The sequence below is a fragment of the Luteolibacter sp. genome, from assembly GCF_058122085.1.
This window is the reverse complement of the sequence record NZ_JBIKBQ010000052.1, coordinates 1-25,788: the sequence shown is the minus strand read 5'-3', so window position 1 is coordinate 25,788 and position 25,788 is coordinate 1. Positions and strand designations below refer to the sequence as shown.

At 63.3% G+C, this 25,788-nt stretch carries 23 protein-coding genes and 1 pseudogene; 10 read left to right on the top strand and 14 right to left on the bottom strand.

The window, feature by feature from the left end; genetic code table 11:
- Positions 1-463: 463 nt before the first annotated feature.
- Entirely contained in the window at positions 464-724 is a 261-nt protein-coding gene (locus tag AC4DF4_RS09570; RefSeq protein WP_490047899.1) for a hypothetical protein, read from the bottom strand.
- A gap of 120 nt (positions 725-844) precedes the next feature.
- Entirely contained in the window at positions 845-1,576 is a 732-nt protein-coding gene (locus tag AC4DF4_RS09565; protein WP_490047898.1) for a L,D-transpeptidase family protein, read from the bottom strand.
- 80 nt (positions 1,577-1,656) lie between these two features.
- On the opposite strand from AC4DF4_RS09565, the gene pxpB reads away from it, so the two are divergent.
- Together pxpB and AC4DF4_RS09555 are read left to right on the top strand one after the other, a co-directional pair.
- On the top strand, positions 1,657-3,243 hold the full coding sequence (gene pxpB / locus AC4DF4_RS09560) for a 5-oxoprolinase subunit PxpB (RefSeq protein ID WP_490047897.1): 1,587 nt from the start codon (positions 1,657-1,659) through the stop codon (positions 3,241-3,243).
- A gap of 8 nt (positions 3,244-3,251) precedes the next feature.
- Entirely contained in the window at positions 3,252-3,965 is a 714-nt protein-coding gene (locus tag AC4DF4_RS09555; protein WP_490047896.1) for a 5-oxoprolinase subunit PxpA, read from the top strand.
- Here AC4DF4_RS09555 and AC4DF4_RS09550 read toward each other — a convergent pair.
- Positions 3,936-4,736, bottom strand: a complete 801-nt coding sequence (locus AC4DF4_RS09550; RefSeq protein ID WP_490047895.1) for an ATP-binding cassette domain-containing protein — start codon at positions 4,734-4,736, stop codon at positions 3,936-3,938. The genes AC4DF4_RS09555 and AC4DF4_RS09550 overlap by 30 nt on opposite strands.
- Before the next feature lie 126 nt (positions 4,737-4,862).
- Here AC4DF4_RS09550 and AC4DF4_RS09545 point away from each other — a divergent pair, with 126 nt between their 5' ends.
- Together AC4DF4_RS09545 and AC4DF4_RS09540 are read left to right on the top strand one after the other, a co-directional pair.
- Positions 4,863-6,575 (top strand): GspE/PulE family protein, encoded by a 1,713-nt coding sequence (locus tag AC4DF4_RS09545; RefSeq protein ID WP_490047894.1) that lies wholly within the window; start codon positions 4,863-4,865, stop codon positions 6,573-6,575.
- Positions 6,576-6,606: 31 nt separating this feature from the next.
- Positions 6,607-7,893, top strand: a complete 1,287-nt coding sequence (locus tag AC4DF4_RS09540; RefSeq protein WP_490047893.1) for a type II secretion system F family protein — start codon at positions 6,607-6,609, stop codon at positions 7,891-7,893.
- Between the two features lie 6 nt (positions 7,894-7,899).
- Here AC4DF4_RS09540 and AC4DF4_RS09535 read toward each other — a convergent pair whose 3' ends face one another.
- Together AC4DF4_RS09535 and AC4DF4_RS09530 are read right to left on the bottom strand one after the other, a co-directional pair.
- The gene (locus AC4DF4_RS09535; protein WP_490047892.1) at positions 7,900-8,619 is read right to left on the bottom strand and encodes a LytR/AlgR family response regulator transcription factor; all 720 of its coding nucleotides are present in this window, start codon (positions 8,617-8,619) and stop codon (positions 7,900-7,902) included.
- Positions 8,616-10,118: a histidine kinase gene (locus tag AC4DF4_RS09530; protein ID WP_490047891.1), complete on the bottom strand. Its 1,503-nt coding sequence runs from the start codon at positions 10,116-10,118 to the stop codon at positions 8,616-8,618. The genes AC4DF4_RS09535 and AC4DF4_RS09530 overlap by 4 nt, the downstream gene beginning before the upstream one ends.
- Positions 10,119-10,503: 385 nt before the next feature.
- On the opposite strand from AC4DF4_RS09530, the gene AC4DF4_RS09525 reads away from it, so the two are divergent.
- Genes AC4DF4_RS09525 through AC4DF4_RS09505 form a run of 5 tightly spaced genes read left to right on the top strand, consistent with a single transcriptional unit; the run spans position 10,504 to position 13,234 of the window.
- The gene (locus AC4DF4_RS09525; RefSeq protein ID WP_490047890.1) at positions 10,504-10,824 is read left to right on the top strand and encodes a hypothetical protein; all 321 of its coding nucleotides are present in this window, start codon (positions 10,504-10,506) and stop codon (positions 10,822-10,824) included.
- Complete coding sequence (locus AC4DF4_RS09520) at positions 10,821-11,096, top strand: hypothetical protein (RefSeq protein WP_490047889.1); 276 nt, start codon at positions 10,821-10,823, stop codon at positions 11,094-11,096. The genes AC4DF4_RS09525 and AC4DF4_RS09520 overlap by 4 nt, the downstream gene beginning before the upstream one ends.
- A 43-nt stretch (positions 11,097-11,139) precedes the next feature.
- The gene (locus AC4DF4_RS09515; protein WP_490047888.1) at positions 11,140-11,511 is read left to right on the top strand and encodes a (2Fe-2S) ferredoxin domain-containing protein; all 372 of its coding nucleotides are present in this window, start codon (positions 11,140-11,142) and stop codon (positions 11,509-11,511) included.
- Positions 11,508-12,506: a class I SAM-dependent methyltransferase gene (locus AC4DF4_RS09510; protein ID WP_490047887.1), complete on the top strand. Its 999-nt coding sequence runs from the start codon at positions 11,508-11,510 to the stop codon at positions 12,504-12,506. The genes AC4DF4_RS09515 and AC4DF4_RS09510 overlap by 4 nt, the downstream gene beginning before the upstream one ends.
- Before the next feature lie 11 nt (positions 12,507-12,517).
- Positions 12,518-13,234, top strand: coding sequence for a pseudouridine synthase (locus tag AC4DF4_RS09505; RefSeq protein ID WP_490047886.1), 717 nt, complete (start codon positions 12,518-12,520; stop codon positions 13,232-13,234).
- 213 nt (positions 13,235-13,447) lie between these two features.
- On the opposite strand, the gene rsmI is transcribed toward AC4DF4_RS09505, so the two are convergent.
- The 7 genes from rsmI to AC4DF4_RS09470 form a co-directional block, all read right to left on the bottom strand.
- Positions 13,448-14,131 (bottom strand): 16S rRNA (cytidine(1402)-2'-O)-methyltransferase, encoded by a 684-nt coding sequence (gene rsmI / locus AC4DF4_RS09500; protein WP_490047885.1) that lies wholly within the window; start codon positions 14,129-14,131, stop codon positions 13,448-13,450.
- A 391-nt stretch (positions 14,132-14,522) separates the two neighbouring features.
- Entirely contained in the window at positions 14,523-14,927 is a 405-nt protein-coding gene (locus tag AC4DF4_RS09495) for an acyl-CoA thioesterase (protein ID WP_490047884.1), read from the bottom strand.
- A gap of 8 nt (positions 14,928-14,935) precedes the next feature.
- Positions 14,936-16,183, bottom strand: coding sequence for a beta-ketoacyl-ACP synthase II (gene fabF / locus AC4DF4_RS09490; protein WP_490047883.1), 1,248 nt, complete (start codon positions 16,181-16,183; stop codon positions 14,936-14,938).
- Between the two features lie 82 nt (positions 16,184-16,265).
- Positions 16,266-16,793 carry a hypothetical protein gene (locus AC4DF4_RS09485; protein WP_490047882.1) on the bottom strand — a complete coding sequence of 176 codons (528 nt, stop codon included), beginning with the start codon at positions 16,791-16,793 and terminating at the stop codon, positions 16,266-16,268.
- Between the two features lie 7 nt (positions 16,794-16,800).
- A complete protein-coding gene (locus AC4DF4_RS09480; protein WP_490047881.1) occupies positions 16,801-18,282 on the bottom strand; it encodes a DUF1501 domain-containing protein in 1,482 nt (493 codons plus the stop codon).
- Between the two features lie 17 nt (positions 18,283-18,299).
- On the bottom strand, positions 18,300-23,276 hold the full coding sequence (locus tag AC4DF4_RS09475; protein ID WP_490047880.1) for a DUF1800 family protein: 4,977 nt from the start codon (positions 23,274-23,276) through the stop codon (positions 18,300-18,302).
- Between the two features lie 36 nt (positions 23,277-23,312).
- A complete protein-coding gene (locus AC4DF4_RS09470) occupies positions 23,313-23,543 on the bottom strand; it encodes a PEP-CTERM sorting domain-containing protein (RefSeq protein ID WP_490047879.1) in 231 nt (76 codons plus the stop codon).
- A gap of 239 nt (positions 23,544-23,782) precedes the next feature.
- Here AC4DF4_RS09470 and AC4DF4_RS09465 point away from each other — a divergent pair, with 239 nt between their 5' ends.
- The gene (locus AC4DF4_RS09465) at positions 23,783-24,451 is read left to right on the top strand and encodes a spermine/spermidine synthase domain-containing protein (protein ID WP_490047878.1); all 669 of its coding nucleotides are present in this window, start codon (positions 23,783-23,785) and stop codon (positions 24,449-24,451) included.
- On the opposite strand, the gene AC4DF4_RS09460 is transcribed toward AC4DF4_RS09465, so the two are convergent.
- Both AC4DF4_RS09460 and AC4DF4_RS09455 read right to left on the bottom strand, forming a co-directional pair.
- Entirely contained in the window at positions 24,452-25,042 is a 591-nt protein-coding gene (locus AC4DF4_RS09460; RefSeq protein ID WP_490047877.1) for a SprT family zinc-dependent metalloprotease, read from the bottom strand. It lies immediately after the preceding gene.
- 159 nt (positions 25,043-25,201) lie between these two features.
- Positions 25,202-25,687: pseudogene (locus tag AC4DF4_RS09455) on the bottom strand (helicase-related protein); the annotation flags it as partial.
- Between the last annotated feature and the right edge of the window lie 101 nt (positions 25,688-25,788).

The window sequence follows — 25,788 nt, the reverse complement described above, 5'->3', positions numbered from 1 at the left end:
CTCGAACTCCACGGCATCGACCTCCCCACGCGCCAATGAACCACCTTCCCACCAACCCGCGGCCTCAAACGAAATGAACCGCAAACGGGACTAGCAAAACGGAGACGGGGCGACCGGATGGCTCTAGCTGGGATGCCGCGTGGAAACGCGACGGCTTGGGTCAGTAAGCCAAGACACCGGTCGCCCCCGATCCGACCTGGGGAGAACAACCCCGGGCCGGACCATGGCTTCAAGATACTCCGCCCCGGCAACCTGTCGAGGGCTCGTCACACCAGTCCGCCAGGCAAAAGGGGCGAAGCCGATCTGAAAAACGATCTGCAACCGGTGGCTGCCACCACCCGCCACCGTCTCCACCTTCCGTCCCGGAAGCCAACAAACCAAGAGGTCCAAATCTCAGCCCGGCCAAATCGCAACTCCCGATCTGGCAGGCATCCTCACGCCCAAATCCAACCTTCAGAAAAAATCAAAAAAACCACTTGTTTCGATCTGATACTACTGACCCTAGAGATTCGACGTCCTGATCGCAGAGGTATTTCTGCCACATGCTTTGCAGTGTCATCCCTTGCAGGCCGATGGTCAGCCCCCAAGGGTTCATGGACATCTGGCGCTGGTTGCGGCTCTTGCTTGCGGCCGGATCCGGCTCGTGGAGGTAAGAGGAAATCGGGACATGCAGGCCGTCGATGCCATAGGTCGCCCGGGCGAGATTGCGGTAGCGCGGGATCATGTCGTGGTTGTAGGCGATCCACGGGTCGGCGAGTTCGGGGTGGTTGGCGGCAGGGACCGCTACCGCTGGACGGATCTGATGGAGAGTGCCTGCGGGCGGCGGGTGAGCGGGTCGGCCGATTCAGCTCGGCTTCGATGAAAAATGATAGCGGAGGTGGCGCACGGTGACGTCCGGCGGGACGTGGTTTTTTTCGAAGTGGTCGTAGCCCTCGGCGAGGTTTCTCCAGAAGTCTTGGTTAGGGTTTTCCGCGGCTTTTTCCATGCGTGCCGCGGTCATGCGGAAGGGGAATAGATGGATGCGGAAATAAGGCTGGCCGCCGTGGTGGGCGGCGGCGCAGAGCGTGTAGATCTCCTCGATTTTCGCATCGGTCATGGCGAGGCAGCCGATCGAAACGCAGTTGCCGTGAACCATGATCGCGCTGCCGGTGCGCTGGTGGGCGCGGTCGAATTCGTTGGGATAACCGATGTTGAACGAGAGGTGGTAGCGGCTGGCGGGATTCATCGCGGCGGACGGGACGTGATAGAATCCCTCCGGCACCTGGCCGTCGCCTTCCACGAGTTTCGGGCCGGGGACGCCGGACGCGGCGGTGATCGGATAGGTGCGGAACAGCTTGAATTTTCCGCTCGCGCGGTTGCGGAGGAACAATTCCAGCTGCTTTTCCTCCTTGAAGGCGCGGATGAAAACGGGGTCGCCGAAGTGCAAGCCGGCTGCTGCGAGATCGCGCTCCAAGGCGGGGCGCGCGTTGGCGGCGGCCGCGGTGGCGCGGGTCTCGCCGAGCGGGTTTTTTTTCCTTTCCTGACAGGAAGCAAGCGAGGTGATGCCGAGCAGGCAGGTGATGACGATGGGTTTCATGGGCCAATGACGATTTCTCCGCTCAAGCTCGTCGATTCACCGAGATTGGCAAGTCTGCGGGAACGTGCGAGGCTGCGGCCATGACGCTCAAGGCTCTCGGCGATTCCGCGTGGCTGGTGGAGTTTCCCGGTGAATCCGGCGAGGCGGCGCTGGCGCGGGTGATGGGCTTGGTGGCGGCTTTGGAAAACGAGCGGCCGGCCGGGGTGCTGGACGTGGTGCCGTCGTTCGACTCGCTGGCGGTGCGTTTCGACGAGGCGGACGGGTTGGAAATTTTGGAATGGATCGGGTCGGTGGTGGTGGTTGCGGATCGATGGATCGAGGGCGAGGAGCGTGAAATTCCGGTTTGTTACGGCGGCGTGCACGGGCCGGATTTGGAAGAGCTGGCGGAGCGGACGGGCTTGTCGGTGGCGGAGGTGATCGCGCGGCACAGCAGCGCGGTTTACACGGTGGCGGCGGTGGGGTTCTCGCCGGGATTTCCCTATCTGCTGGGCTTGCCGGAATGCCTGCGCGTGCCGCGGCGGGAAACTCCGCGGCTGGCGGTGCCCGCGGGATCGGTGGCGGTGGCGGGCGGGCAGGCGGGGATCTATCCGTTCGCGTCGCCGGGCGGCTGGCATGTGCTGGGACGGACGGACGCGGGCTTGTTTGATCCGCTGGCGGCGCGGCCGGCCTTGTTGCGGTCCGGGGACCGGGTGCGCTTCGTGCCGGTGGAGGCGCTTGAGGCGGCGGTTGAAATTCCGCGGGCCGCGGAAATATCAGGTGAGCGCTGGATCGAGGTGATCGAGCCGGGCGCGTTGACGACGGTGCAGGATCTGGGGCGGCCGTGTCACGAATCGTCCGGCGTTTCTCCCGGCGGGGCGGTGGACCGGCACGCCTTGCGGGTGGCGAATCTGATGGTGGGAAACGAGGAAGGCGCGGCGGCCTTGGAAATCTGCATGAGCGGGCCGGTCTTGAAATTCCACGCGGAAACGACGGTGGCTTTGGTCGGCGCGACGGGGAAATCGCGGCGCGTGGCGGCGGGCGAGACGGTGGATTTCTCGAAACTAACGGGCGACGTCCGCGCCTGTCTCGCGGTGGCCGGCGGACTGGGGGTGCCGGAAGTGCTGGGAAGCGCGGCGACGGACTTGAGGGCGGGTTTCGGAGGATTTCACGGACGTGGGTTGAGGGCGGGTGATCGGCTGGCTTTTTGCGAGGCGGGAGAGGTTCCTCGCTGCGGCGACTGGCATGTCGGGCGGGAGGATCGGATTTCGGAGGTCGAGCTGCGGTTTCTGCCAGGCGTGCAGCAACATTGGTTCTCGGATGCGGCGAGGCTGCGGTTCCGCTCGGAAGCCTACCAGCTCACGCCGCGGTCGGACCGGATGGGCGCGCGTCTGGCAGGCGGGGCGCTGGAACTCGCCGAGCCCCGCGAAATGGTCTCGCAGCCAGTGGCCTGCGGCTCGGTGCAGGTGCCGCCGGACGGGCAGCCTATCATTCTGCTGGCGGAGCGGCAGACCATCGGCGGCTATCCGCAGATCGGCCATGTCATTTCCGTGGACTTGCCGAAGCTGGCGCGGGCGTGGCCGGGTGCTGCCGTGAGATTCCGCGAGGTGACTTGGGAAGAGGCGCGGGAACTGCTGTGGCGGGAGGAGCGGGATTTCGCAAGCTTGCGGACGGGACTGAAACTGTTGTAATAACGGCAATGCGATTCATCGATCTGAACGCCGATCTCGGCGAGGGCGGGAGCGAGGACGAGGTGCTTCTCGGCCTGGTGAGTTCCGCGAACATCGCCTGCGGCGGCCATGCCGGCGACGAGCTAACGATGAGGCGGGCGATCGAATTGGCGATGGCGGCGGGCGTGGCGATCGGCGCGCATCCGGGTTACGAGGACCGCGAGCATTTCGGCCGGCGGGCCTTGGTGCTGCCGCTAGATCAAGTTACCGGCCTGGTGCGGCGGCAGGTCGGGAAACTTTCCGCGTTAGCCGCGGAGGCGGGCGCGCGGCTCAATCATGTGAAACCCCATGGCTCGCTCTACAATCAGGCGGACCGCGATGAGGCGCTGGCCGCGGCGGTGGTGGAAGGGATCGTTGCCATTTCGCCTGAATTGACGCTCTACGCGCCGCCCGCGGGCCAACTCGCCGCTGCCGGTCGTGCGGCGGGGCTGGCGGTCTGCTCGGAAGGTTTCGCGGACCGTCGCTATCTGGAAAACGGCTCGCTGATGCCGCGGGCGGAGCCGGGCGCGGTGATTGCCAACGTGGACGACGCGGTGGCCCAGGCGATGGCGATTGTCTCGAACGGCAAGGTCGATTCCCTCTGCGTCCACGGCGACGGCCCGACGGCAGTGGCGATCCTGCAAGCCTTGCGCGCCGCGTTTGAAGCGGACGGCCTAACCATTCGCGGCCAGCCGCGGGATTGAGGCGAGCAGACGCTTGGTGTAGTCGGCCTGCGGCTCGTGGAAGACTTGCCCCGCCGGGCCGGACTCGACGATTTTTCCCTGATACATCACGGCGATGCGGTCGGCGATGTAGTGGACGACGCCGAGGTCGTGGGAGATGAAAATCATCGTCAGCCCGAGGTCTTTCTGGAGCGAGGTGATGAGGTTGAGGATCTGCGACTGGATGGAGACATCGAGTGCGGAGACCGGTTCGTCGGCGATGACGAGCTTCGGTTCCGGGGCGAGCGCGCGGGCGATGGCGATGCGCTGGCGTTGGCCGCCGGAGAATTCGTGCGGGTATTTGCGCATGACTTTCGCATCGAGGCCGACGGTGGCCATGAGCGTTTCCACGCGGTGGAAGAGCGCGTCGCCCTTCAGCTTCGGATGGCGCTGGCGGACGGCTTCGGCGAGGGTGGAGAAGATCGTCATCCGCGGGTTGAGCGAGGCGTAGGGATCTTGGAAAACCATTTGGAAATCCAGTCGCCGCTTGCGGACTTCCGCCGGGGCGAGGGCGGAAAGATCCTCGCCGTCGAGCACCACCGAGCCGGAAGTCGCCGGGATGAGCTGCATGATGGTGCGCGAAAAGGTGGATTTCCCGCAGCCGGATTCGCCGACGAGGCCGAGGATTTCGCCCTTTTCGAGACTCAGGCTCACTCCGTCCACCGCACGGACGACGTGCTTGCCGGGCGAAAACACCGAGCCGGTCCGCTGGCTGAAATGGGTGTGGAGGTTTTTGATTTCCAGATATGACACGCCCGGAACGATGCAGGAAATGGCCCGGACCGCACGTGAAATCCCGCCTCGCCGCAGGCTATTTGTTCAATTTCGAGAGACAAGGTTGCGGGCGGGCGGCTTTTGAGCGACAAGAAGTCGCCACTCATGACCCAGCTTTTGATCGAACCTGCCCGTCGCACCGGTTGCGAGGACATTCCCGCGCTTACCGAAGTCCTTCGAGGCGCCGCCCAGCGCCAGCGCTCGCCCATTGATGACGTGCTCGACGCCGGCGTGGTCGATGAGGAGCGCTACATGCGCGAGCTCGCGCACGACCTCGGCATCGAGTGGCTCGACAGCATCCCGCTGGCGGAAGTGCCGCTTCCGTTGCGCGAGGCTTGCGGCCCGCGGCTGGCGTTGCGTCACCGCTTGCTGCCCGTGGCGATCACCGGCGATGGCGATCACAAGCGGCTGAAGCTCTGCACGTTTGACCCGTTCAATCTGGTCGCCCGCCAGGCCGCCGCGCAGGAACTCGCGCTGCCCATCGACTGGTGCATGGCCTCTCGCAAGCGGCTTTATGAAGCGCTCCGCCGCCTTTACGGGGTCGGCGCGGACACCTTCGAGCAAATCCTCGAAGGCCGCGATTTCGACTACGATCAGATCGAAAGCGGCGAGGACGAGGCCAACGTCATCGACCAGGACGACGACGAGGAAGCCTCCGTGGTCAAGTTCGTCAACCAGATCATCCGCGAGGCGCTCGACCAGCGCGCGACGGACATCCACGTCGAGCCGCTCAGCACCAATCTCCGCATCCGCTACCGGATCGACGGCCGCTTGATCGAGATCGCCGTGCCGGAAAACATCAAGGCGTTGCAGAGCTCGGTCATCGCCCGTTTGAAAATCATGGCCCGCCTCGACATCGCCGAGCGCCGGGTGCCGCAGGACGGCCGGATCAACCTCCAGTTCGAAGGCGCGACCATCGACGTCCGCGTCGCCACCGTGCCGACCGTCGAGGGCGAGAGCGTTTCCCTGCGACTCCTCAACCAGGAGAAATTCAACATCGCCAAGCTCGGCATGGAGCCGTTCGTGCTCAAGAAAATCGAGTCCCTCCTGCACCTTCCTAACGGCATCATCCTCATCACCGGCCCGACCGGATCGGGTAAATCGACCAGTCTTTACTCGTTCCTCACCGAGGTGAACCACCCCGAGCGGCGCATCGTCACCGTCGAGGACCCGGTGGAAAACAAGCTCACCGGCGTGATGCAGATCGCCGTGAAAAACGAGATCGGCCTGACCTTCGCCACCGCGCTGCGCTCGATTCTGCGGGCCGATCCTAACATCGTGATGATCGGGGAAATCCGGGACCTTGAGACTGCGGAAATCGCCATCCGCGCGTCGCTCACGGGTCACTTGGTGTTCTCCACGCTCCACACCAACGACGCGATGGGCGGCATCAGCCGGCTCATCGACATGGGCGTGGAACCGTTCCTCGTCTCCGCCGCCGTCCGCGCCTTCCTCGCCCAGCGCCTCGTCCGGAAACTTTGCCCTCATTGCAAAACTCCGCGCGAGGTTTCCGAGCAGGACAAACGCGACCTCGGCATCCCGATGCACATCCCCGGCCAGGTTTACTCGCCGAAAGGCTGCGACCGCTGCCGCATGACCGGCTTCTCCGGCCGGCTCGCGATTTACGAAATCATCCTGCTCACCCAGCCGATGCAGGAGCTCGTCGCCCACCGCGCCCAAGCCGTCGAACTCCGTGTCCAGGCCGTGCGCGACGGCTACATCCCGATGCGCGAATACGGCTGGCACAAGGTCATGAAGGGCGAGACCACCATCGAGGAAGTCATCTCCGTCACCTCCTCCGACATCGGCGGGGATTGATTTCATTTCAGTATTTCAGTTTTACCCGCCGATGCCTCTTTACGCCTACAAAGCCCTCGCCACTAACGGCTCCGTCACCACCGGGGAAATCGATGCCGCGGATCGTCCCGAGGCCCTGCGCGTTTTGGATCGAAAAGGCCTCCAGCCGGTCAATCTCCGGGAAACCGCCGCCGCCGTTTCCGCCAAAAAATCCACTGGCGGCGCCAAGGGGAAAACCGAGGAGCCCGACCGCTCCCGGGCCAAGGCCGACGCCAAGGAAGACGTGATCCCCGAGGGCCCGATCAAGCTCAAGCGCCAGGAAGTCGTGCTCTTCACCGAGGAACTCTCCGACATGCTCAGCGCCGGCCTCCAGCTGGAGCCCGCGCTCAAATCCATGGAAAACCGCCAGGAGCTCGGCAATCTCAAGGCCGTCTCCTTCAAGATCCGCCAGATCGTGCGCGACGGGGTGAATTTCTCCGTCGCCCTGAAAAAAGTCAGCCCCAGCTTCGGTCCGCTGTATTGCTCGCTCGCCGCCGCCGGCGAGGCGTCCGGCGCGCTCGACGACATCCTCAAGCGCCAGGCCCACTATCTGAAGACCCTCGCCGAGCTCCAGGCCCGCCTCATCCTCGCGATGATCTATCCGGCGTTCCTGATTCTGGCAGGCATCGGAGTTTCAATCATTTTCATCACCGTTCTCATCCCGCAGCTCACCGCGCTGATCCAGACCAGCGGCGGGAAAATGCCGCTCGGCGCCGCCATTCTCATCGGCGCGTCCGCCTTTATCAAGAAGTGGTGGATCGTCATGCTTCTCACCATCATTGCCTCGCTCATCTTCTTCAAAGCCTGGAAGGACAACGACGCTAACAAACCCGCCTGGGACCGGATGAAGCTCAAGCTGCCGCTCGTCGGCCCGGTCATCACCAGCCGCTTCTACGTCCAGTTCCTCGAAACCATGGCCAACCTCGTCGGCAACGGCCTGCCGCTGCTGCGTGCGCTCGAACTCTCCCGCGATGCCACCCAGAACCGCGGCCTTCGCGGCGAGCTCGACAAGGTCATCGCCCAGGTCGGCGACGGCCGGTCGTTTTCCAAAGCCCTCATCCGCAACGGCGCCTTCCCGCCGCTGCTCATCGACATGATTTCCGTCGGCGAGCAAACCGGCAAAATCGACCTCTCCCTGCGTCGCGCCGCCGAGCGCTACGACAAGGAGCTCGACAAGAGCCTCCAGCGGATCATGGCCCTCGTCATGCCCACCGTGCTGATCATCATGGCCGGCCTCATCGGCACCATGGCCTATCTGATGATCACCGCCATCTTCCAGACCATCTCGAATCTGCACTGATCTTTCTCAAAACCCGAAGCGCTGGCGGAAGGCGATCGACTGCCGCCGGGAGAACTCGATGGTCCCGTGGCCGTCGAGCTCGGCCACGAAGTTGCCTGCTCCCGCGCGTCGGCGGATCTCTTTCAAGCACAGCAACTGGACGATTCGGTAACGATTCACCCGCACGAACTGGCTCTCGTTGAGCAGGTCCTCGATCTCTTTCAAGCTGCGGGGTATGGGGATCGGTCCGCGGTCTTTCAAATGGAGGACGACGTTCTTGCCCTCGGATTCCACCATGACGATTTCATCCTGCCGCAGCGGCCAGCAGCTGCTTTGGTCGCCGAGCATGATGAGCGGGTCTGCCGGATCGCGGCGGTCGAGCTTGCGGATGCGCGTCAAGGCTCTTGCCAGGCGGGACAGCTCGACGGGCTTTAGCAGATAGTCCGCCGCGTCTCCGTCAAACGCATCCACCGCGAATTTTTCATGCGCGGTGACCACCACGACGGGCACGCCCATCGCCCTGATTTCCGGCAGCAAGGTCAGGCCGCTGCCGCCCGGCATTTCCAGGTCGAGGAACACGCCGTCCACCCGCTGGCGCATCAGCAGGTCGCGGGCTTGGTGGATGTTCGCGGCCTCGATACCGGTGAAGGACGGCAGCAGCCCGCCGATCTGGCGGGACAGATCGGCGCGGGCGAGATCCTCGTCATCGACGATGAGAAAGGTGAGGAACTGGTTTTTGAAGTTCATATCTGGTAGTTGGGGGAAAGCGGCAGGTCGACGTCGGCGGAGACGGTCTTCTCGTCCATTTGTGACAAGGAGAACTTCGCGGTGCCGCCGAAGAGCATCTCGAGCCGCTGCAGCGCGTCCTGCGTGCCGTTGCCGCGGGTGGCTTTTCCGTCGAGCGTTCCCGAGTTGCGGATGGAAATCCGAACCTGTTCCTGGCTGGACCCGGCGCTGATCGTGATCATTCCGCCGAGTTCCAAACTGCCGATCCCGTGGGTGATCGCGTTCTCCACCAGATTGAATAACAGCATCGGCGGCACAAGGACTTCCAACAAGTGGTCCGGCACCTGGATGCGCGTCTGCAAGCGGTCATGGTAGCGCAGGCGGGCCAGCCGCAGCAGCACCTCGATCTGTTCGAGCTCCTCCCGGAGACCGATCAAGCTGACCTCCGAGGTCCGGAGGCTGCGCCGCAAAAGGCCGGCCAGCGAAGTAATGGCGTGGTCCGCCTTTGCCGGATCGGCATAGACCAGGGCGCGGATGACATTGAGCGTGTTGAAGAGGAAATGAGGGCTCAGGTTCGCCTGCAGGCTGTGCAGCTTCGCCTTCTGATAGCCGCGGGCCAGCGTGATCGCCTCCGCCTTCCGCAAGCCTGACGAGCCGGCGGCGACCAGCTGGATGACCGAAGCGATCACGATGTTATAAACGCCGAGTTCCGTGAAATTCATCCCGGCCGCATCGGCCACAAAGGGGCCCTTTCCGGAATAAGCCAGTGCCACCGAAGACACGCACCACAACGCCGCCAGCAATGAAACCGGTGCCGGCGGGAGTCGGAACGCGGCGCCCACCAGCAACGGCAATGGCAGGAGGATAGCCGAACTGGCAGCGAGAAATCCGTTGGAAAACCCGTGAAAGGCCAGGCCCGCCAGCGCCAGCGCCGCGATTCCTGCCAGCGCCCCCTTCCGCTCCCTTTTAAGTTCCGCCGGATTGAAATCGCGCTGCAGCAAATGAAGCGTCAGTCCGCCGAACGCGACGATCCCCAAGGCGTGGGACAGCGCGATGAGAAGAGCCGCGTTTCCGGCGGAATCCGCTGGGATGCCGCCGGAGTAAGTTAGGACGGTCGCGGCCAGCAAGGCGCACGGCGCCGCGCAGAGGACCGCGGCCACCAGATAGCGCCAGGCGGCTGTCATCCGGCGATTTTGATAGGCCGCGACGCTCACCAGCCAGGCCTCCGCCGTGAAGATCACGGCCAATCCGAAAGTCGCCCACATCGGCCCGTCGGGAGCGGTGAGCCACCCGAGCGCCAGATGGCCGGTGATCACCGCCGGAGCCGCCCTCCATCCATAACGGACGAAAAACGCCATCGAAACCCCGGCCGTGATCCAGAATGGACTGACCGGCCGTCCGCCAGCTTGGAGATACCACCAAACCGGAATACCCGACAGCCCGGTCCCGACAGCGACAAGGAGCCACTGCGAAAGGGTGAATGGCGACTTCAATGAGTCACGCTCGGTGGTCGGTTCCATGCTGCGTGGGGAGAGTTTAACCAGATGGTTTGATAGATGTCGAAGGATGAATTCGAAATCGCTAACCAAATAACATGAGCCGTTCAATGCGCCATGGCGACCGTTTAATTGACTATTCAACCGATTGGGTGGCGGATGGCGTGTTTCCAACGATTTCCCCCTCAATCTTCCCTGCGGAGCCAACATTCAAGGAATCCTGCCAATCAGCATTGCCTGCGGTAACTTGCGACTGAGGCGATGCCGCTGGATCGCGCCAGGCTGCCGCTCAGGAGGGAATCTGACCGCCGGCGATTCTCTCATTGCATCAATGATCTGCTTTGGGCCAGGTTCTCACTTCGCCTCATCGCAAACCGCTGACATGCATTGCCTTCCTAATCAAACCACCGTGAAACGCTACCGCCTCGCGGCGCTTCTCATTCTGCTAAAATGGCTGCTCATCACCGGTTCTCTGCCGCTGTTCGGTTACGCGCTGCTAGTCGACCGGCGGGATTTTCGCCGCTGCTTCCACTGCCCCTATTGCGCGAAAGATGTCGCCGTCCGGACCCGCCAGCACCGCGATTTGTCTGCCCCGGAATGGGCTCCGGATCAGGGCAGCCCACGGCGTCCGGATTTCATCCCCAAAGGCACGCATTGCGAGAACCACTTGTCTTGGCTTGGAACCTGCTTTTTCGATTACTCTCCCCATGATCAAGCCAACACGCCATGAGCATCATTTTTCATGATCCGGCAACTGAGCCGGGCGTTTTCTCCGATCAGGAAAATGCTGCTGTTATCGACGCATCGCTGGGCCGCTGGGTCGCCGGGGCTCGTTATCCCGGCGGCACGGAAATCTGGTGCGCCGACCATGGTGGCGAGGCGGCTTGGACGACGGACCGGAAACTCGCCGCGACTTTTCCGTCGGAATTCACTGCGGCGATGAGGGCCCGCTTGCTCGCGGATGGCTGCGCCCTGCCTTTCTGGACCAGTGACGAGGTTTGAGCGGGTCTTGCAATTTCGAGGGCGGAAAATCACAGTCCGCCGAGTGAACGACCTCCGCGCCTGCGCCGACGCCCTCGGCATTGAAAAAATCGAGCGCCACATCTTCCTCTGCGCGGATCAAACCGAGCCGAAATGCTGCGCGAAGGAAGCCGGGCTGGAATCCTGGGAATACCTCAAGCGGCGGCTCAAGGAGCTCGGGCTGGCCAACGCCAACAACCCGAAAATTTTCCGCACCAAGGCGAACTGCCTCCGCGTCTGTATCCGCGGGCCCATCGCGGTGGTTTACCCGGAAGGCGCCTGGTATCACTCGTGCACGCCGGAGGTGTTGGAGCGCATCATTGAGCAGCACCTGATCGGCGGGGAAATCGTCGCGGAGTTTGCCTTCGCGCGGAATGACCTCAAGAATGACGCATGAACCCCGCGCTTGAAACATTGATGCTCGCCTTCTCGGCGGATGACGGGATTTCCGTCCCCAAGCGCGCCTTGTTTCTCGGCGCGGAGCCGCATCCCGCGCTGAAGGCGTGGCCGGAGGTGGTCGGCTGGCAGCCGTTCAAGCCGCACGCCGCGGCTTGGGAGAAGGCGGGGTTCGCGCGGGTGGAGCATCTGACAGACGGGAAATTCCCGCTGGTGATGGTCCTGCCCGGCAAGTCGAAGGACGAGGCGCTGGCGTGGTTCGCGCTGGGGAAGGACCGGCTGGAGCCCCGCGGACGCCTGCTCGTGGCAATGCCGAACACCGCCGGAGCCGGGCGTTTTGAAAAGGAGCTTTCCCGCGCGGCCGGCAACATCGTCTCGATCCAAAAACACAAGTGCCGCGCCTTCCACGCGCTGTTGGACGAGGCGGATGAAGCGGTCTTCCGCGAATGGCGGGCACTCGGCGAGCTGCGGGAAGTTTCCGGCTTCATCGTGCAAGCCGGGATTTTCAGCAGCGACCACATCGATCCGGGCTCGCAGCTTCTCGCCGACCATCTGCCCGCCCACCTGCACGGAAACGTCGCCGACCTCGGCGCTGGCTGGGGGTTTCTATCCGACGCCGTGCTGAAGCGCTGCCCGAAGATCCAGCGGCTGGACTTGTTCGAGGCGGACGCGCGCGCCTTGGAATGCGCCCGCCGGAACCTCGCCGGCCACACGCGGGAAGTCACCTATCACTGGCACGACGTCACCACCGGCCTGCCGGAAATTTACGACGCCATCGTCATGAACCCGCCATTTCACACCGGCCAGGCGACGGACGTGGATCTCGGCCGGGCGTTTCTCAAGGTGGCGGCCGCCTCGCTCAAGCGCGGCGGGAAATTGCTGCTCGTCGCCAACCGCCAACTGCCCTACGAAGCGGCCCTCGAAGCCAGCGGCCTCGCCTGGCGCAAAGTCGCGGAGGACAGGATTTACAAGATCCTCTCCGCCGAGAAACGCTAACATTTTCTCCCATGAAACTCGTCAAACTCCTCGCCAACCTCGGCTACGGCTCCCGCAAGGAAGTCCAGCGCCTCATCCGCTCCGGCGCGGTCACCGATGCCGGCGGCAACGTGTTAGGCGAGAACGACGTGCCGCCGCACGACCAGATCCTCTTCCGCGGCGAACCGCTCGACCCCCCCTTCCCGCTCGTCATCATGCTCCACAAGCCGGACGGCTACACGTGCAGCAGCGAGGACCCCGGCAGCACGATTTACGATCTCCTGCCGCCGCGTTTCGCCCAGCGGAATCCCGGCCTCAACCCCATCGGCCGGCTCGACAAGGACACCACCGGCCTGCTGCTGATGACCGACGACGGGAAATTGCTCCACAAGATCATCCATCCGAAATCGGAGTGCCACAAAGTCTATCATGCCGAGCTCGACCGTCCGTTGGAAGGTCACGAGGGCGAGCTCTTCGCCCCCGGCACGCTAGTCCTCAACAACGAGAACCGCCCGCTGCTCCCCGCCAAGCTCGAAGTGCTCGGCGAGAAGGAAGCCCTCGTCACCCTGCACGAGGGCCGCTATCACCAGGTCCGCCGGATGTTCGCCGCCGCGGGAAACCACGTCCTCGGGCTCAAGCGGATTTCCATCGGCGGCTTGAAACTGCCGGACGACCTCGAAGAAGGCGATTGGCGCGAGCTCACCCCGGAGGAGTTGAAGGCGGTCTTTGAGTGCCGCTCGTCACCGTGAAACGCGCCTGCAAGAAACTCCGCACCGAGGGAGCCGCCGGATTGATCCCCGCCGCCCAAGTCATGCTTGATGATCGTCCGGGTCCGTCGCGATCAGGGAGACATCCTCCGGCACCCGCAGGCCTCGCCGTGACAGGAATTGCTGCGCAGCGAAGAAGAATGCGGGTCGGGTCGTTATTTTGAATCCTTGAAGGCATTGGACCGAAGTCCTGGACTACATTTCAGAGTGCACCAGCAACACGATCTCGCCCTTCGGCGGATGGCTTTGAAAATGCGCCAACACCTCGGCGGCGGTGCCGCGGTGGTAGGTCTCGAACTTCTTCGTCAGCTCGCGGGCGACGCAGGTGCGGGCGAGCGGGTTGATTTCCGCTAGAATTTCGAGCGTGGAAACGATCCGGTGCGGCGACTCGAAGAAGATGCCGGTTTCACCCGACTCCAGCGCGACGCTCAGCGCGCTGCGGCGCTTGCCGGATTTCACCGAGAGGAAGCCGCCGAAGTGGAAGGCGTGGCAGGGAAAGCCCGAGCCGATGAGCGCGGTGATGACCGCCGACGGACCGGGCAGCACTTCGAGAGGCGTGCCCGACTCGATGCAGGCCTGCACGAGCCGGTAGCCGGGGTCCGAGATGCCGGGCATGCCGGCGTCGCTGATGACGGCGATGGTCTCGCCCGCCCGGGCGGCGGCGATGAGGTCCGGCGCGCGGCGGGCTTCGTTGTGCTCGTGCAGCGAGACGAGCGGCTTGCCGGAGATGCCGTGATGCGCTAACAACTGGCCGGAGTGGCGGGTGTCCTCGCAGGCGATGCGGTCGGCGCTGCGGAGGATTTCCAAAGCGCGGAGCGTGATATCGCTCATGTTGCCGATGGGCGTCGGGACGAGGATGATACGGCCGGTGGTTTCCATGGGTCAGGGGACGCCCGGAATCTGCCGGCTGTGGCTTGGTGGGGGAAGGTTAAACCGCGAAATCCGAAGCCGGTCGATCCGGGGTTGGGCGGGGCGATCTCCCGAGGGCGAGGAAGGCCCAGACAAAAAGGGCGAGGAAGAGCACGTCGGCGATGGCGAAGGGCTTCCAGATGCCGGGAACCCCGTTGCTGATCCAATGATAGAAAACCGTGCCGCAGTAGGATAGCTTGAGCAGAATGCCGTAGGGAATGAAGCGGCGGTGATGAAAAGCAGGGAGATGGGGGATGTGTTTTTCATGACGTTTGGTGGTTCGGATGGACGTCCATTTCAGGATTAAACCACCATCTGAAGATCGAGTGAACCTAAAAATGGTCCCACGCGCGCCCGCGGCTCAGGACGCTTCGCCTTGAATCGCGGCGCGCTCGGCGGCGGTGATTTCCTGCGAACGGCCTTCGCGATCCACGCGGACGTTGGTCATGCTGCCGAAAGCGGCGATTTCACCGGCGGCGTTGAGGACCTCGAAATCCCACGTGACGGACGACGCGCCGATCCGCGAAACGCCTAGCAGCACCTCGAATTTGTCGCCGCACTGGAACGGCCGCTTGAAGTCGCAGGATACTTTCACCCGCGGCCAGCCGCCTTTTTCCCGGGCGAAAACCAGCACGCCCCGCGAACGAAGGAACGCGTGCTCCGCCTCCTCGGCGTATTTGAAAATGTTCGGAAAGTGCATCCAGCCGCTGGCGTCGGTATCGCCGAACGCGATCTCCCCCGTCTGCCGATGGACCGGATTTTCCATGGGCGAACTCACTCGAACTTGCTGACGAGCACCGACGCGTTGTGACCGCCGAAGCCGAAGCTGTTACTGAGGGCGACCTTGACGGGCACCTCGCGGGCGACGTTCGGGCAGACATCCAGATCGCACTCGGGGTCCTGCTCCTCGACGTTGATCGTCGGCGGAATGACGCCGTCCTTGATGGCCATGACGCTCGCGATGAGCTCCACGCCGCCGGCCGCGCCAAGCATGTGGCCGGTCATCGACTTGGTGGAACTCACCACCAGCCCGTTGGTGGCGTAATCGCCGAACGCGAGCTTGATCGCCTTCGTTTCCGCGACGTCGCCGAGGCCGGTGGAGGTGGCGTGGGCGTTGAGATAATCGACGTCCTCGGGATTCTTTTTACCGTGTTTGAGGGCCATGCCGATGGCGTAAGCCGGGCCGCTGCCATCGGGTGAAGGGGCGCTGAGGTGATAGGCATCCGCACTCACGCCATAGCCGATGAGCTCGGCGTAAATCTTCGCGCCGCGCTTGCGGGCGTGTTCGAGCTCCTCGATGACGATCACGCCGGCGCCTTCGCCCATGACGAAGCCGTCGCGGTTCTTGTCGAAAGGCCGCGAGGCGCGCTCGGGCTCGTCGTTGCGGGTGCTGAGCGCCTTCATGCTGGCAAATCCGGCGAGGCCCATCGGCAGGATCGCGGCTTCCGCGCCGCCGCAGACGAAGGCGTCCGCATCGCCGAATTTGATGATGCGCCAGGCTTCGCCGATGTTGTGGTTGGAAGTGGCGCAAGCGGTGACGATGACCATGTTAGGACCGCGCAGGCCGTATTCCATCGAGATGATGCCGCTGGCGATGTTGGAAATCATCATCGGGATCGTGAACGGCGAGACGCGCTTGGCTCCCTTGTTCAAATACGTCGAGTGCTCGCGTTCCAGCGTGGCCAGACCGCCGATGCCGCTGCCGACCATCACACCGAAGCGCCGCGAATCAATGGCGGAAACATCCACTCCCGAGTCCGCCATCGCCATCTTCGACGCGGCGACGGCAAGCTGGACGTAGCGGTCCGAGCGCCGGGCGTCCTTGGGGACGTTGAAATAATCGTCGGCGTTGAAATTTTTGACCTCGCCCGCGATTTTACAATCGAACGGTGACGCATCGAACTGAGTGATGGTTCCGATGCCACTGCGCCCTTCCTTGAGACCATCCCAAGTGGTGGTCAGGTCGTTGCCAAGTGGGGTGATACAGCCAATGCCGGTGATGACGACGCGTCGTTCGCTCATAATTAGTGCGGGAGCTTGGCGGGTGAGGTCCGACCACGCAAGCCTCATCATCAGGCAGGCTATCCAACTCAAGATGAGCGAGTTACTTTCCCTGCGCAGAGGTCCCGGCGGAGGTGAGGATCAAGTCGTCGTCATTGAAAGGAAGCCGATCGGGACCTGCCGAACGCAATTCAAGCTGCCGCCAGGCCTCGGGGTGAACGATCAAAGGACTTCCCCAGCGGTCGACCAGCAGTCCGTCCTTTGAGAAAACCGGATGGCCCGCGGGGATGAAAACCTCGCGATTCGGATTCTCTCCCCGCAGCGCGGCGGAAAAGTCTTGGTTCCCGCCGATGGGGAAACGACCGGAGTCTTTGACCACCGAGAAATAGCCGATCGCCACCCGGTGGATTTTCCGCAGGTCCTCGATCGGCGGGGTGGCCGGATCGGCATAGCCAGCGAGCAAAGACTCGCTGGCGGTCGGCAACGGCGGAGGAGACGGTTTGATTTCGCTTTTCACCGAGGGGACGGGAAACGGTTTCCGTTTGAAATCGAGCTGGTTCGAAATCCAGACGACCATCGCGACAAGGCCGAACAGCAAGATCACAACAGCGATGGGAAACAGACGGCGCATGGTCAGTTCAGAGCATGAAACCCACCGGATTGGCAACGCTGGCCGGATCATAAAAACTGCGGATGTTCGGCAGCACCATGTCCATGTCGCCCGCGGTGACGCCGAACCAACGCAGCAACTCACAGAAATACTCGTCGGTGGAAAGCGTCGGAAACATCCGCCCGCCGCGGCCGATGTCGCCGGGGCCGTTGAGCTCCAGTGATGGGAACGCACCGCGGATCTGACCGCCGGCGACCGGGCCGCCCATGACCAACTGGTGTCCCGCCCACGCGTGGTCGGTGCCCTGGCCGTTGGAGCGGAGCGTGCGGCCGAAATCCGAGCAGGTGAAGGTCACGACGTCCTGCGCGAGGCCGAGGGTTTCCAGCGATTTCTGGAAAGCGTAGAGCACGCCGTCGAGCGTGAGCAGCATGTTGCGCTGGTTGGTTAGGAGTTCGGTGTGGTGATCCCAGCCGCCGAATTCGATGAAAATCGTCTGCCGCCGCAGCTTGAGTGTCTCGCGGATGGAGATGGTCTTGATGGCCGCCTTGAACTGATCGGAAAGCCAGTGGTTAGGGAATCCAGCGGCGGCGATGACCGCGTTGATGTCCTGGCCGTTGATCGAGCCCGGCGTGTCGAAATTCGTCTGGAACTGCGCGCCGCGCCCGATGCTGTTGGAAGTGATGCGGCCGTGGGTGCGCTGGAAAAGATTCTGATAGTGATCCTCGACGGGGCTGGCGACCGTGGAGCGCAGGATCTGGTCCTTCGTCTGGTTGACCGGAGAGGTCCCGCCCGCACCGGTAAATGAAAGCGCGCCGCCGCTGGTGATGACGAACTGCCCCTCGCTCTGGCCGATCTGGAACGCGGCGTTTCCCGAGAGGGAAAAATTCATCGGCATGTAATAGCCGCCGGTTTGTTCGGTGTTGTAAGCCGAGTGGATCACGTCGGCGGCGCGGCCGCCCCAGCCGGACAGGATCGACATCCCCTGCGGCATCGACGTTTGCCATTGCTCGATCTGGTCGCGATGGGAAAACAAGGCCTTGGGAATGCCGACGGTGCCGTTGAGATAGGCCTGCTTGTTCGGAATCGGCTCGATCAGCGTGCCGATGTTGGCGAGGAAGGAGACGCGCTTTTTCCCCACGAAGCTGCCGGTGCCGTTGAACATTTCCGCAAGCCGGGTGCAGGCGGGATGCAGGCCGTATTGACGGCCGTTGTCGTCGAAGTTCAGCGGAATGAGATTTTTCGACGGATTGGGATCATTGATCGGAAGCGCCAGCCCGGATCGCGCGGCGGCATACTCGGCGTGTCTCGCCGAATCGCGGGGCACGAGCAGGTTGAACGTATCGCAGCCGCCGGATAGAAAAAGGCAGACCAGCGCCTTGCGCTCACCCGGCAGACCGGCCTGGGCGGCGGCGTGGTTGGCCATGGTCAGGTTCAAGAGCGTCGAGACGATCGAGGTCGAGCCGATTCCGGCACAACTGGCTTCTCCGAGAAATTGGCGGCGTGAGCGCATCGTTTTGAAGTGGGTTGTTATTTCTGCACCCCGCCTTCCGGGCTGGTCATGGCGGTCCAGACGGCGAGGGCGACGCGGTCTTTCTGGCTCAATGCCGGATTCGCCAGAGCCGCGAGCAGGATGCCGCGGGTGCGGGCGGTCATGCTGCCGGCGCAGACGAGAAGATCGAAATGATCGACGAGGGCGGCGGGATTCTCCGCGAGCAGCAGCGTGTCGCGGTAGTCGAGGGGGAAATTCCAGTTCCAGCCGGACTTGAAGCCGTCATGAAGGTAGGTCCACAGCAGGTTCGGAAACGAAACCGCGGAATAGCTGTTGAGGATCTGGAAGCCGGGGCTGACGAGGCCGGCGTTGCGGATCTCACCCGGAGCTTGATAGACGGGCGTGTAGAAATTGAAAACGCTCGGCGAGTACAGCGGCTCCTGGATGCTGTAATCGTAGTAAGTGTCGGCCCCGTTCCACCAGACGAACTCCGGATGCGCCTCGATGAGATGGAACAGGCGGCCCAGATGCATGGTGCGGATGACCGGTTCGCGGACCTTGCCGAAGGCGGGCGAGAGCGGTTGATTGCGCGCTTCCGGATCGAGCAGGATGGCCTTGACGACAGCCGCTAGATTTCCGCGGACTCCCGCGCCGTCGTTGACGAACACATCCTGGACCCGCTGGACATAAGCGGGCGCGGGGTTGTCCGTGACGAGGAACTGGATGAGCTGGCGGCAGACGAAGGGCGGGGTGTTCGAGTGATGGAAGAGCGCGTCCACGGCATCGCGCACGTCTTGAATGCCGTTGGCCTCGGTGGCGTCGCGGGCCGGAATCACCACGCCGTGCGGCAGACGCTTGGCGTCGAAATCATGGCGGTCGGCATACATCACCATCGGTTGGACCAAATGCTCGTCCGCCCAGCCGCCGCCGCCCCAGCCGTAAGGCGAGGTGAAATACAGGCCGGTGAAAACGCGGGCGAGCTCGGTGATGTCGCCGTTGTCATAAGTGGCAACCGGCTGGCCGTTGCCCGCGAGTTTGTGACTGCCGTCGGGGTTGAGTTCCCACAGCCCGATGGTGAAGAGCTGCATGAATTCCCGGGCGTAATTCTCATCCGGATAGCGCGGGACCGACGGATCGGCCTTCTGGTTTCCGGCATAGCTGAGGTACCAGCCCATGGCCGGATGGAAGGTGACTTCGCGGAGCAGGTCGCCGTAGTTTCCAAGCGCGTGCCGGACGAGGGCGTCGTAGAAATTCGTCAGCGCCTCGGGTTTTTGCGACAGGTTCGCGTCCCGGCGGGAAAGCACGAGAATCTGGGAGAGGGCGAACGCGACGCGCTGGCGGAGCTGGTCTTGCGCGTCGATGGCATTGCGGGCGAAGGGCGTGGAGACGTTGCTGCCTTGGACGAATTGACCGGCCTCGTTGAAAGCATAATACGGGTCGATGTGCGGGCCGGCGGCGTCGGCTTTGATTTGCCGGATGTAGGGCTGGAGAAGTGACGGCGGGAGGCTGGCTTGACGGTCGATCCATGCCGCGTATCCGAGGTCCACGACCTCCCGGATGGCCTGCGGCGTGGGGCCGAACGACGCCTGCATCAGGAAGCGCGAGGCATTGACCGGGGAAGGTTTGCCCGGCGCCGTGCCGCCCGGCGTGCCTCCGGAGGGCGAGGATCCCTGAAGACGGTCGAGCAGTGCCACGGCATCCCCACTGAGGGTCAGGCCGTTGGATTTGACGAGCGGCTGGCCGAGGGACGCGGAGCTAACAACCGAGGAGCCGAGCACGCTTTTCTCCGCCCAATCCTCGACGCCGTCGTTGTCGGCATCCAGCCGCCCAATCCCGGTGCGGTAAAAGCGCTTGGCCGCGGCCGGGGGAAACACCGAAGGCAGGGTGATCTGCCTGCGTCCACCGCCGACAACCGAGGCCGGCAGGCCGCCGGCGCTTTGCCAGGCGTTGAGAGCGTCGCTGGTTTCAACGTGCCATGCCTTGTCCGGCAGGTCGGTCCACGAGAGCACGAGATCATTGCCGGAGCGCCACGATGTTAGGTCGAGGCGGGAGCGGGCGTCATCGGGATCGGTGCCGGCGGCGCTTTCCTCAAGGTTGCTCATGCCGTCGCCATCATCATCGCCTGCGGGCAGCCGGTGTTTGCCGCCGCTCCAGAGGACCCACGAGTCGGACAAGCCGTCGCCGTCCAGATCGTCGATGTTGCCGGAGAAATTGAACCATGTCGGGATGCTCGCGGCGGAAAGCGGATTGAAGCCGCGGTCCACCTCCGCCCCGTCGGCGGCGCCGTCATTGTCGCTGTCAGGATTGCGCGGATGGGTGCCGGCGAGATATTCCCTGAGGTTGGAGAGGCCGTCCGAATCGGCATCCAGCGCCGCGTCGCCAGCAGCGGCGGGATTGAACAGATAGGCGTTTTCCCATGCGTCGGGCATGCCGTCACAATCCGCATCGGCGGGTCCGAGCGCGCCCGGCGAGATGAGCGCGCGGACTCCGGTTTCCATCGTCAATCCGATCCGGCCGGGAGTTCCACTCGGGGGGGTCCATTCGGCGGTGCCGGAAATCAACGAGGGAACGGCGGCGACGGCGGTGTTGTTGGTGAACGACGCGAGCGTGACGGGCGAGCCCGGATCGGTCAGGTCGGCGATGAGGAAACGGATCGTCCAGAGATTCGCCCCGGCGTCCGACTGGGTGGCTGAAAACTCGAGTCGCAGCGGCACCGAATCATCCGCCGGGCCATAGCCGCCGAATCCGAACGCGCGGGTGCGGTCCACCGGCACGGCGCTCCAATCGCTGTCCCAGAAACCGTCACCGGCAGGCGCGCTGTGATAAAACGCGCCCGGAGCGCAGCGGAAGCGATGCACCAGTTTCCCGTTGAGGTAACGAATCCCTATCCCGATCTCGCGGCTTTCTCCGCTTTGATCGATCTCCGTGACCGCTTCGCAAAGCATCGTTTCGTCCCCATCGATGGCACCGAGCATCGACTGGTCGTGATTCCAAAGCACCCGGAAATTGTCAACGCGCCAGAGCCACGTGCGGGTGGCCGCGTTCCAGACCGGGACGGGTGGCGGCGTGCTTGCGACCGAGAGCGGATCGGACACATAAGCGCGCTCAACCGCATCGGTGAATCCATCACCGTCGCTGTCGACGAGTGCGGGCGACGACGGGAAGGGGGAAAAATGGATTTCATCGCCATCCGTGAGGCCGTCGCCATCACTATCAGGATCAAGCGGCCAGCAGCCATGGGCGGCTTCCGCCCCGTCGGGGATGCCGTCATGGTCCGTGTCGGGGTCATGGGGATCGGTGTGGGCGGCGATTTCCGCGGCGTTGTTCATGCCGTCGCCATCCGCGTCCACCGTGGCGTCGGCAAGGGCGGGATTCAGATGACGCTCGATTTCGAGGTCGTCCGACATGCCGTCGCCATCCGAATCACTGCCACTGTCGATGATCTGCAGGCCATGGATTGCGACCGCATCATAGTCGATGGGCCGGAGGCTGAGCGACTGGATCGGCCCGGTGAGATTCCGGTAGCGGATAAAATTTCCGGGCGCGATCCCGGCTTGGGTGTTCGCGGTGATTTCCTTCCACCCGGAAAAAGGCGGCGCGGATGCCGCCACGAAATACCGGTCTGTGGCGGGATCGCCACCGCGGCGGAGAAATCCGCGGCTGCCCGGATAGACGTAGCCGACGTAAACGAGAAGATCGTAGGTGGCGTAGGGAATTCCCGTCACGCTGACCGAGACGGGGATGTTGCTCGAAGCGCTGCGCTGGGTGATGACCATTCCGTCGAGCAGGCGCTCGTCACCGGTTCCTTTGTGCAGGCCAACCTCGGAATGATGATACGACCACGAGGCCGCTGCCGAGGTCACCTGCCCGCGATGGTCCTTCAAGGCGCTCGTCGATCCGCTCAAGACCGTTCCATCAGGCATCCACTGTGGCAGGGGCGGCGGCGCGTTCCAGTGCGGCAGGCGGAAAAATCCGGCGGGCTCCCCCGGCCCGAGCGTCGCGGAGTTCTGTCGTTCGCAAACAAACTGCAGGCTGACCGCTCCCGGAAAATCAAACGGAACCGAGGCGGAGTTTGTCGGGTCGCTGCCTTGTTCGAGTTCGATGTTATCCGGGAAAGCGTCGCCATCGGTATTCGCGGACAGCGGGCTGGAGGAGGTTTCCTGGCCGTCGGCAAGCCCATCGCCATCGGTGTCGGGATTGAGCGGATCGGTCCCGAGCGCGAGCTCGCTGGCATCCGCCAGCCCGTCATTGTCGCTGTCCGGGTCCGTGGGATTAGTGCCTGCCAGAAACTCCGCGAGATTGCCGAGACCGTCCGCGTCGGGGTCGGGCAGGGCGTCCGCCGCGTTAGAATCACTCAGGCCGTAAAGCTCCTCGAACCAAAACGGCATGCCGTCGGCGTCGGCATCCGCGAGGGCGCCGGCATCCGCCTCCAGCCTGATGAAGTCCAAACCGATGTAGCCGCCGGCCCCGCCGCCGGTGCGCTCGATTTGCAGGACATTCGCCCCCGCGACGGCGGCGACCGACGCGGCGGGAACGGTGAACACCAGCGTGCGATTATACGTGATCCCGTTGCACACGCCCACGGGGTGGCCGTTGAAGGTCACCGCGACATCATGTTGGGAGTATCCTGGAAGCGTGCTGCCGATCCACGCCCCGCCCGAATAAAAATCCACGGTGATGCGCAGTCGAGAAGCCGAAGACGCCTGGGCCGCCGTCAGCGGGAAATGGATGCGGTTCCGTGGATCGCTCGCGGTCACCGCGCGCTCGACGAACGCGATGTTCTCGTCCGTGCCAACCACGCCGACGGGCGTGGGGTAAGTGCCCGCGAAGTAGTAATCATCGTCTTTCACGCTCGCCGAACCCGGAGAGCTGTTTGGCCCGCTGCTTTCCTGGGAAAACGGCGGGAGTCCGCTATCGTCCGCGCCTAACTGCCATGCGGCCTGATATCCCGCCGCAGCCGCGCAATCCATTAGCAGGACGGCGGCTCCCATGACATGAAAGGCATCGCGGGACATGAAGTTCGGGGGGACGAATCGGCGGCAATATTCAAATCATCGCTTCCTCAAAATAAAGATAAAACTCGTCAGTCCGATCAGAATCATGACCGCCGACGGCTCGGGAATTGCTTGAATATGATCCATCATGAAAGAGCTCGAAACCGTCGCTTCGCGGTAATCGACAGCCGCCGAGTGGTGGATTCGCAGCTCGCTCACCGCCGCCAAAGTGGCTGCGGCATTGACGCCACCGGCACTTGCGAGCGCGGCGGAACGGATGTCGAACACCTGATGACTCCATCTGGAAAACGCGGTCACGGGCGACGCCGCTGTCGCGAACCACCCTTCCGGCCCGTTGAAAGCCAGACGCATCGAGAGCAGGGCGTGCCCGGATTTCTCAGGTCCGCGGCGATCGAAAAGATACCGACTGCTTTATAATTCCCCCACGGGCTTTCATTTTCAGTGGCGCTGGCAGCGTGAATGATTTGCTCCAGAGAAAATTACCGCCGAGACTGCGCGCCCGTCCCATGAAAATCACCCGCACCCTCGCGACCTGCAAAACACCCGATGGCGCCCAGCTCACTCTCCACGAGCACGACGGCCATCATTTCCTGAAAGTCGCCGGCCTGCAGCTGATGAGCACCACCGCCTCGTCCTCCGAGGAGCAAATGGCGGAACTTTCCTGCGCCCACCTTCCCGCCAAGCCGCGCATCCTCATCGGCGGGCTCGGCTTCGGCTTCACCCTCAAGCGGGTGCTCGCCCTGACCGGCCCGGACGCCGTCGTCGATGTCGCGGAACTCCTGCCCGAAGTCGTCGCCTGGAACCGCGAGTTCCTCAGCGAGGTGAACGGCAAGCTCCTCGATGATCCGCGGGTGAGAATCCATGTCGGCGACGTTTACGACCTCATCGACCGCTGCGGCAACGACCGCTACCACGCCATCCTGCTCGACGTGGACAACGGCCCGGACCCGTTCGTGCAGAAGGGAAACGAGCGGCTTTACGCCCAGAAAGGCATCACCCGCATCAAGAACGCGCTGGAGCCGGAAGGCCGCGTCATCTTCTGGTCCGCGCACCCGGACAAGTCGTTCGCAAAGTCGCTGCAAGGCACGTTCAAGCACGTCGAGTGCATCAGCGCCAAGGCTTATCCGAAGGCGAAACGCTTCACCCACACCCTCTTCGTCGCGGACCGCGAGTGATCACGGCGTGTGCTTGATCAGCCGGAAACGGTCGTGATACGCGCCATCGCTGAATTTCCGGCAGCAGTCATAACAGGCGACCGCCCGCTTGATCGGCTTCACCCGGTGGATCACGGAAAAGCAGTTGGAGCAGATGTAGGCGTGGTTGCGCTTCATCTTGCGGCGCTTGAAGGGCAGGTTGTGAAACGGCTGCTCGCCTGGAATCCCCAAGTCGTTGCAGGCGGCCTGCCACTCCGGCCCGTGCGGATCGATCCGGCGTCGGCCGCAGCGTTCGTAAGCGACGAGGTGCGCGAGCTCGTGTTTCAGCGTGCGCCAGAGCTCCTCCGGCTCGCACTCCTTGAGCTTCGGGTTGAGCTCGATTGACCGGTCCGGCCACCACGCGCGGCCCGCCGTCGTCTGCATCCGCGGGTTCCAGGAAACGCGGACCTTGCGCGCCAGCTCGTTCAGAAGGAGCGATTTGGAAGCCTCCGCGCACCACGCCGTTAGCCCGCTGTCATCCCGCAAGGGCGTCGCTTTCGGAGCCTCCGGGGTCTTCAAAACGCGGAACCACGAGGTCCAGCGGAATTCAAGTTGCGGCGTGCTTCGGCCCATCGGAAAAACGGTTACCAGCTTTCCCGGAAAATGGCAACAGGGCTTCGCGGAAAATCAGGATTTTTCAAACCGGGCGCAGCGTGCTCGCCGCTCCGCGGTAAAATCTTCCGGCAGATCACGCCTCTTGCACCCTCGGCAGCGTCTCCTCCAGCGTGTGGAAGAGCCCATCGATGATGTTGGGCTTGCCTGCGAGTAGTCGAAGTTGAAGCAGAAGTCGAAGATCCGGAAGTGCTCCTTGTCCTGATCCGGGCCGAAGAGGTTTTTGCAAAGGCGGGTGCCGCGTCCGATCATCTGCCAGAACTTGATCTTGGAGTAAACCGGCTTGAAGAAGACCAGGTTGACGATTTCCGGCACGTCGATGCCGGTGTCCAGCATGTCCACGGAAATGGCGATGTGCGGGGCCTTGTCCTTCCGGGAGAAGTCATCGATGAGGGTCTGCGGGTATTTCGCTTGATGGTCGATGATCCGGGCGAAGTGTCCGGCGTGGTGCGGGTAGTGGAAATTGAAACGCTCCTCGATGAATACGGCGTGGTCGTGATTGCGGGCGAAGATGACGGTTTTGCCGAGGCGGTCGCCGCCTTCGACCTTGAGGCCTTCCTTCATCAGATGCTGGAGCATTTTGTCCACCGTATCGGTGTTGAACAACCCAGGGCGGTTGTCTGGTTAGCTGATTTTTGGAGGGGAGGTTTTGAGGAGGCACAAGGCGGCGTGGGGTTTGGCGCTGTGGTGGTGGAAGCCGGCGTTGA

Bases quoted from the DNA above. Each gene is read 5' to 3' on its own strand.
- AC4DF4_RS09570 (WP_490047899.1), bottom strand. From the start codon at position 724: ATGATCCCGCGCTACCGCAATCTCGCCCGGGCGACCTATGGCATCGAC.
- AC4DF4_RS09565 (WP_490047898.1), bottom strand. From the start codon at position 1,576: ATGAAACCCATCGTCATCACCTGCCTGCTCGGCATCACCTCGCTTGCT.
- pxpB (WP_490047897.1), top strand. From the start codon at position 1,657: ATGACGCTCAAGGCTCTCGGCGATTCCGCGTGGCTGGTGGAGTTTCCC.
- AC4DF4_RS09555 (WP_490047896.1), top strand. From the start codon at position 3,252: ATGCGATTCATCGATCTGAACGCCGATCTCGGCGAGGGCGGGAGCGAG.
- AC4DF4_RS09545 (WP_490047894.1), top strand. From the start codon at position 4,863: ATGACCCAGCTTTTGATCGAACCTGCCCGTCGCACCGGTTGCGAGGAC.
- AC4DF4_RS09540 (WP_490047893.1), top strand. From the start codon at position 6,607: ATGCCTCTTTACGCCTACAAAGCCCTCGCCACTAACGGCTCCGTCACC.
- AC4DF4_RS09535 (WP_490047892.1), bottom strand. From the start codon at position 8,619: ATGAACTTCAAAAACCAGTTCCTCACCTTTCTCATCGTCGATGACGAG.
- AC4DF4_RS09530 (WP_490047891.1), bottom strand. From the start codon at position 10,118: ATGGAACCGACCACCGAGCGTGACTCATTGAAGTCGCCATTCACCCTT.
- AC4DF4_RS09520 (WP_490047889.1), top strand. From the start codon at position 10,821: ATGAGCATCATTTTTCATGATCCGGCAACTGAGCCGGGCGTTTTCTCC.
- AC4DF4_RS09510 (WP_490047887.1), top strand. From the start codon at position 11,508: ATGAACCCCGCGCTTGAAACATTGATGCTCGCCTTCTCGGCGGATGAC.
- AC4DF4_RS09505 (WP_490047886.1), top strand. From the start codon at position 12,518: ATGAAACTCGTCAAACTCCTCGCCAACCTCGGCTACGGCTCCCGCAAG.
- rsmI (WP_490047885.1), bottom strand. From the start codon at position 14,131: ATGGAAACCACCGGCCGTATCATCCTCGTCCCGACGCCCATCGGCAAC.
- AC4DF4_RS09495 (WP_490047884.1), bottom strand. From the start codon at position 14,927: ATGGAAAATCCGGTCCATCGGCAGACGGGGGAGATCGCGTTCGGCGAT.
- fabF (WP_490047883.1), bottom strand. From the start codon at position 16,183: ATGAGCGAACGACGCGTCGTCATCACCGGCATTGGCTGTATCACCCCA.
- AC4DF4_RS09485 (WP_490047882.1), bottom strand. From the start codon at position 16,793: ATGCGCCGTCTGTTTCCCATCGCTGTTGTGATCTTGCTGTTCGGCCTT.
- AC4DF4_RS09480 (WP_490047881.1), bottom strand. From the start codon at position 18,282: ATGCGCTCACGCCGCCAATTTCTCGGAGAAGCCAGTTGTGCCGGAATC.
- AC4DF4_RS09475 (WP_490047880.1), bottom strand. From the start codon at position 23,276: ATGTCCCGCGATGCCTTTCATGTCATGGGAGCCGCCGTCCTGCTAATG.
- AC4DF4_RS09465 (WP_490047878.1), top strand. From the start codon at position 23,783: ATGAAAATCACCCGCACCCTCGCGACCTGCAAAACACCCGATGGCGCC.
- AC4DF4_RS09460 (WP_490047877.1), bottom strand. From the start codon at position 25,042: ATGGGCCGAAGCACGCCGCAACTTGAATTCCGCTGGACCTCGTGGTTC.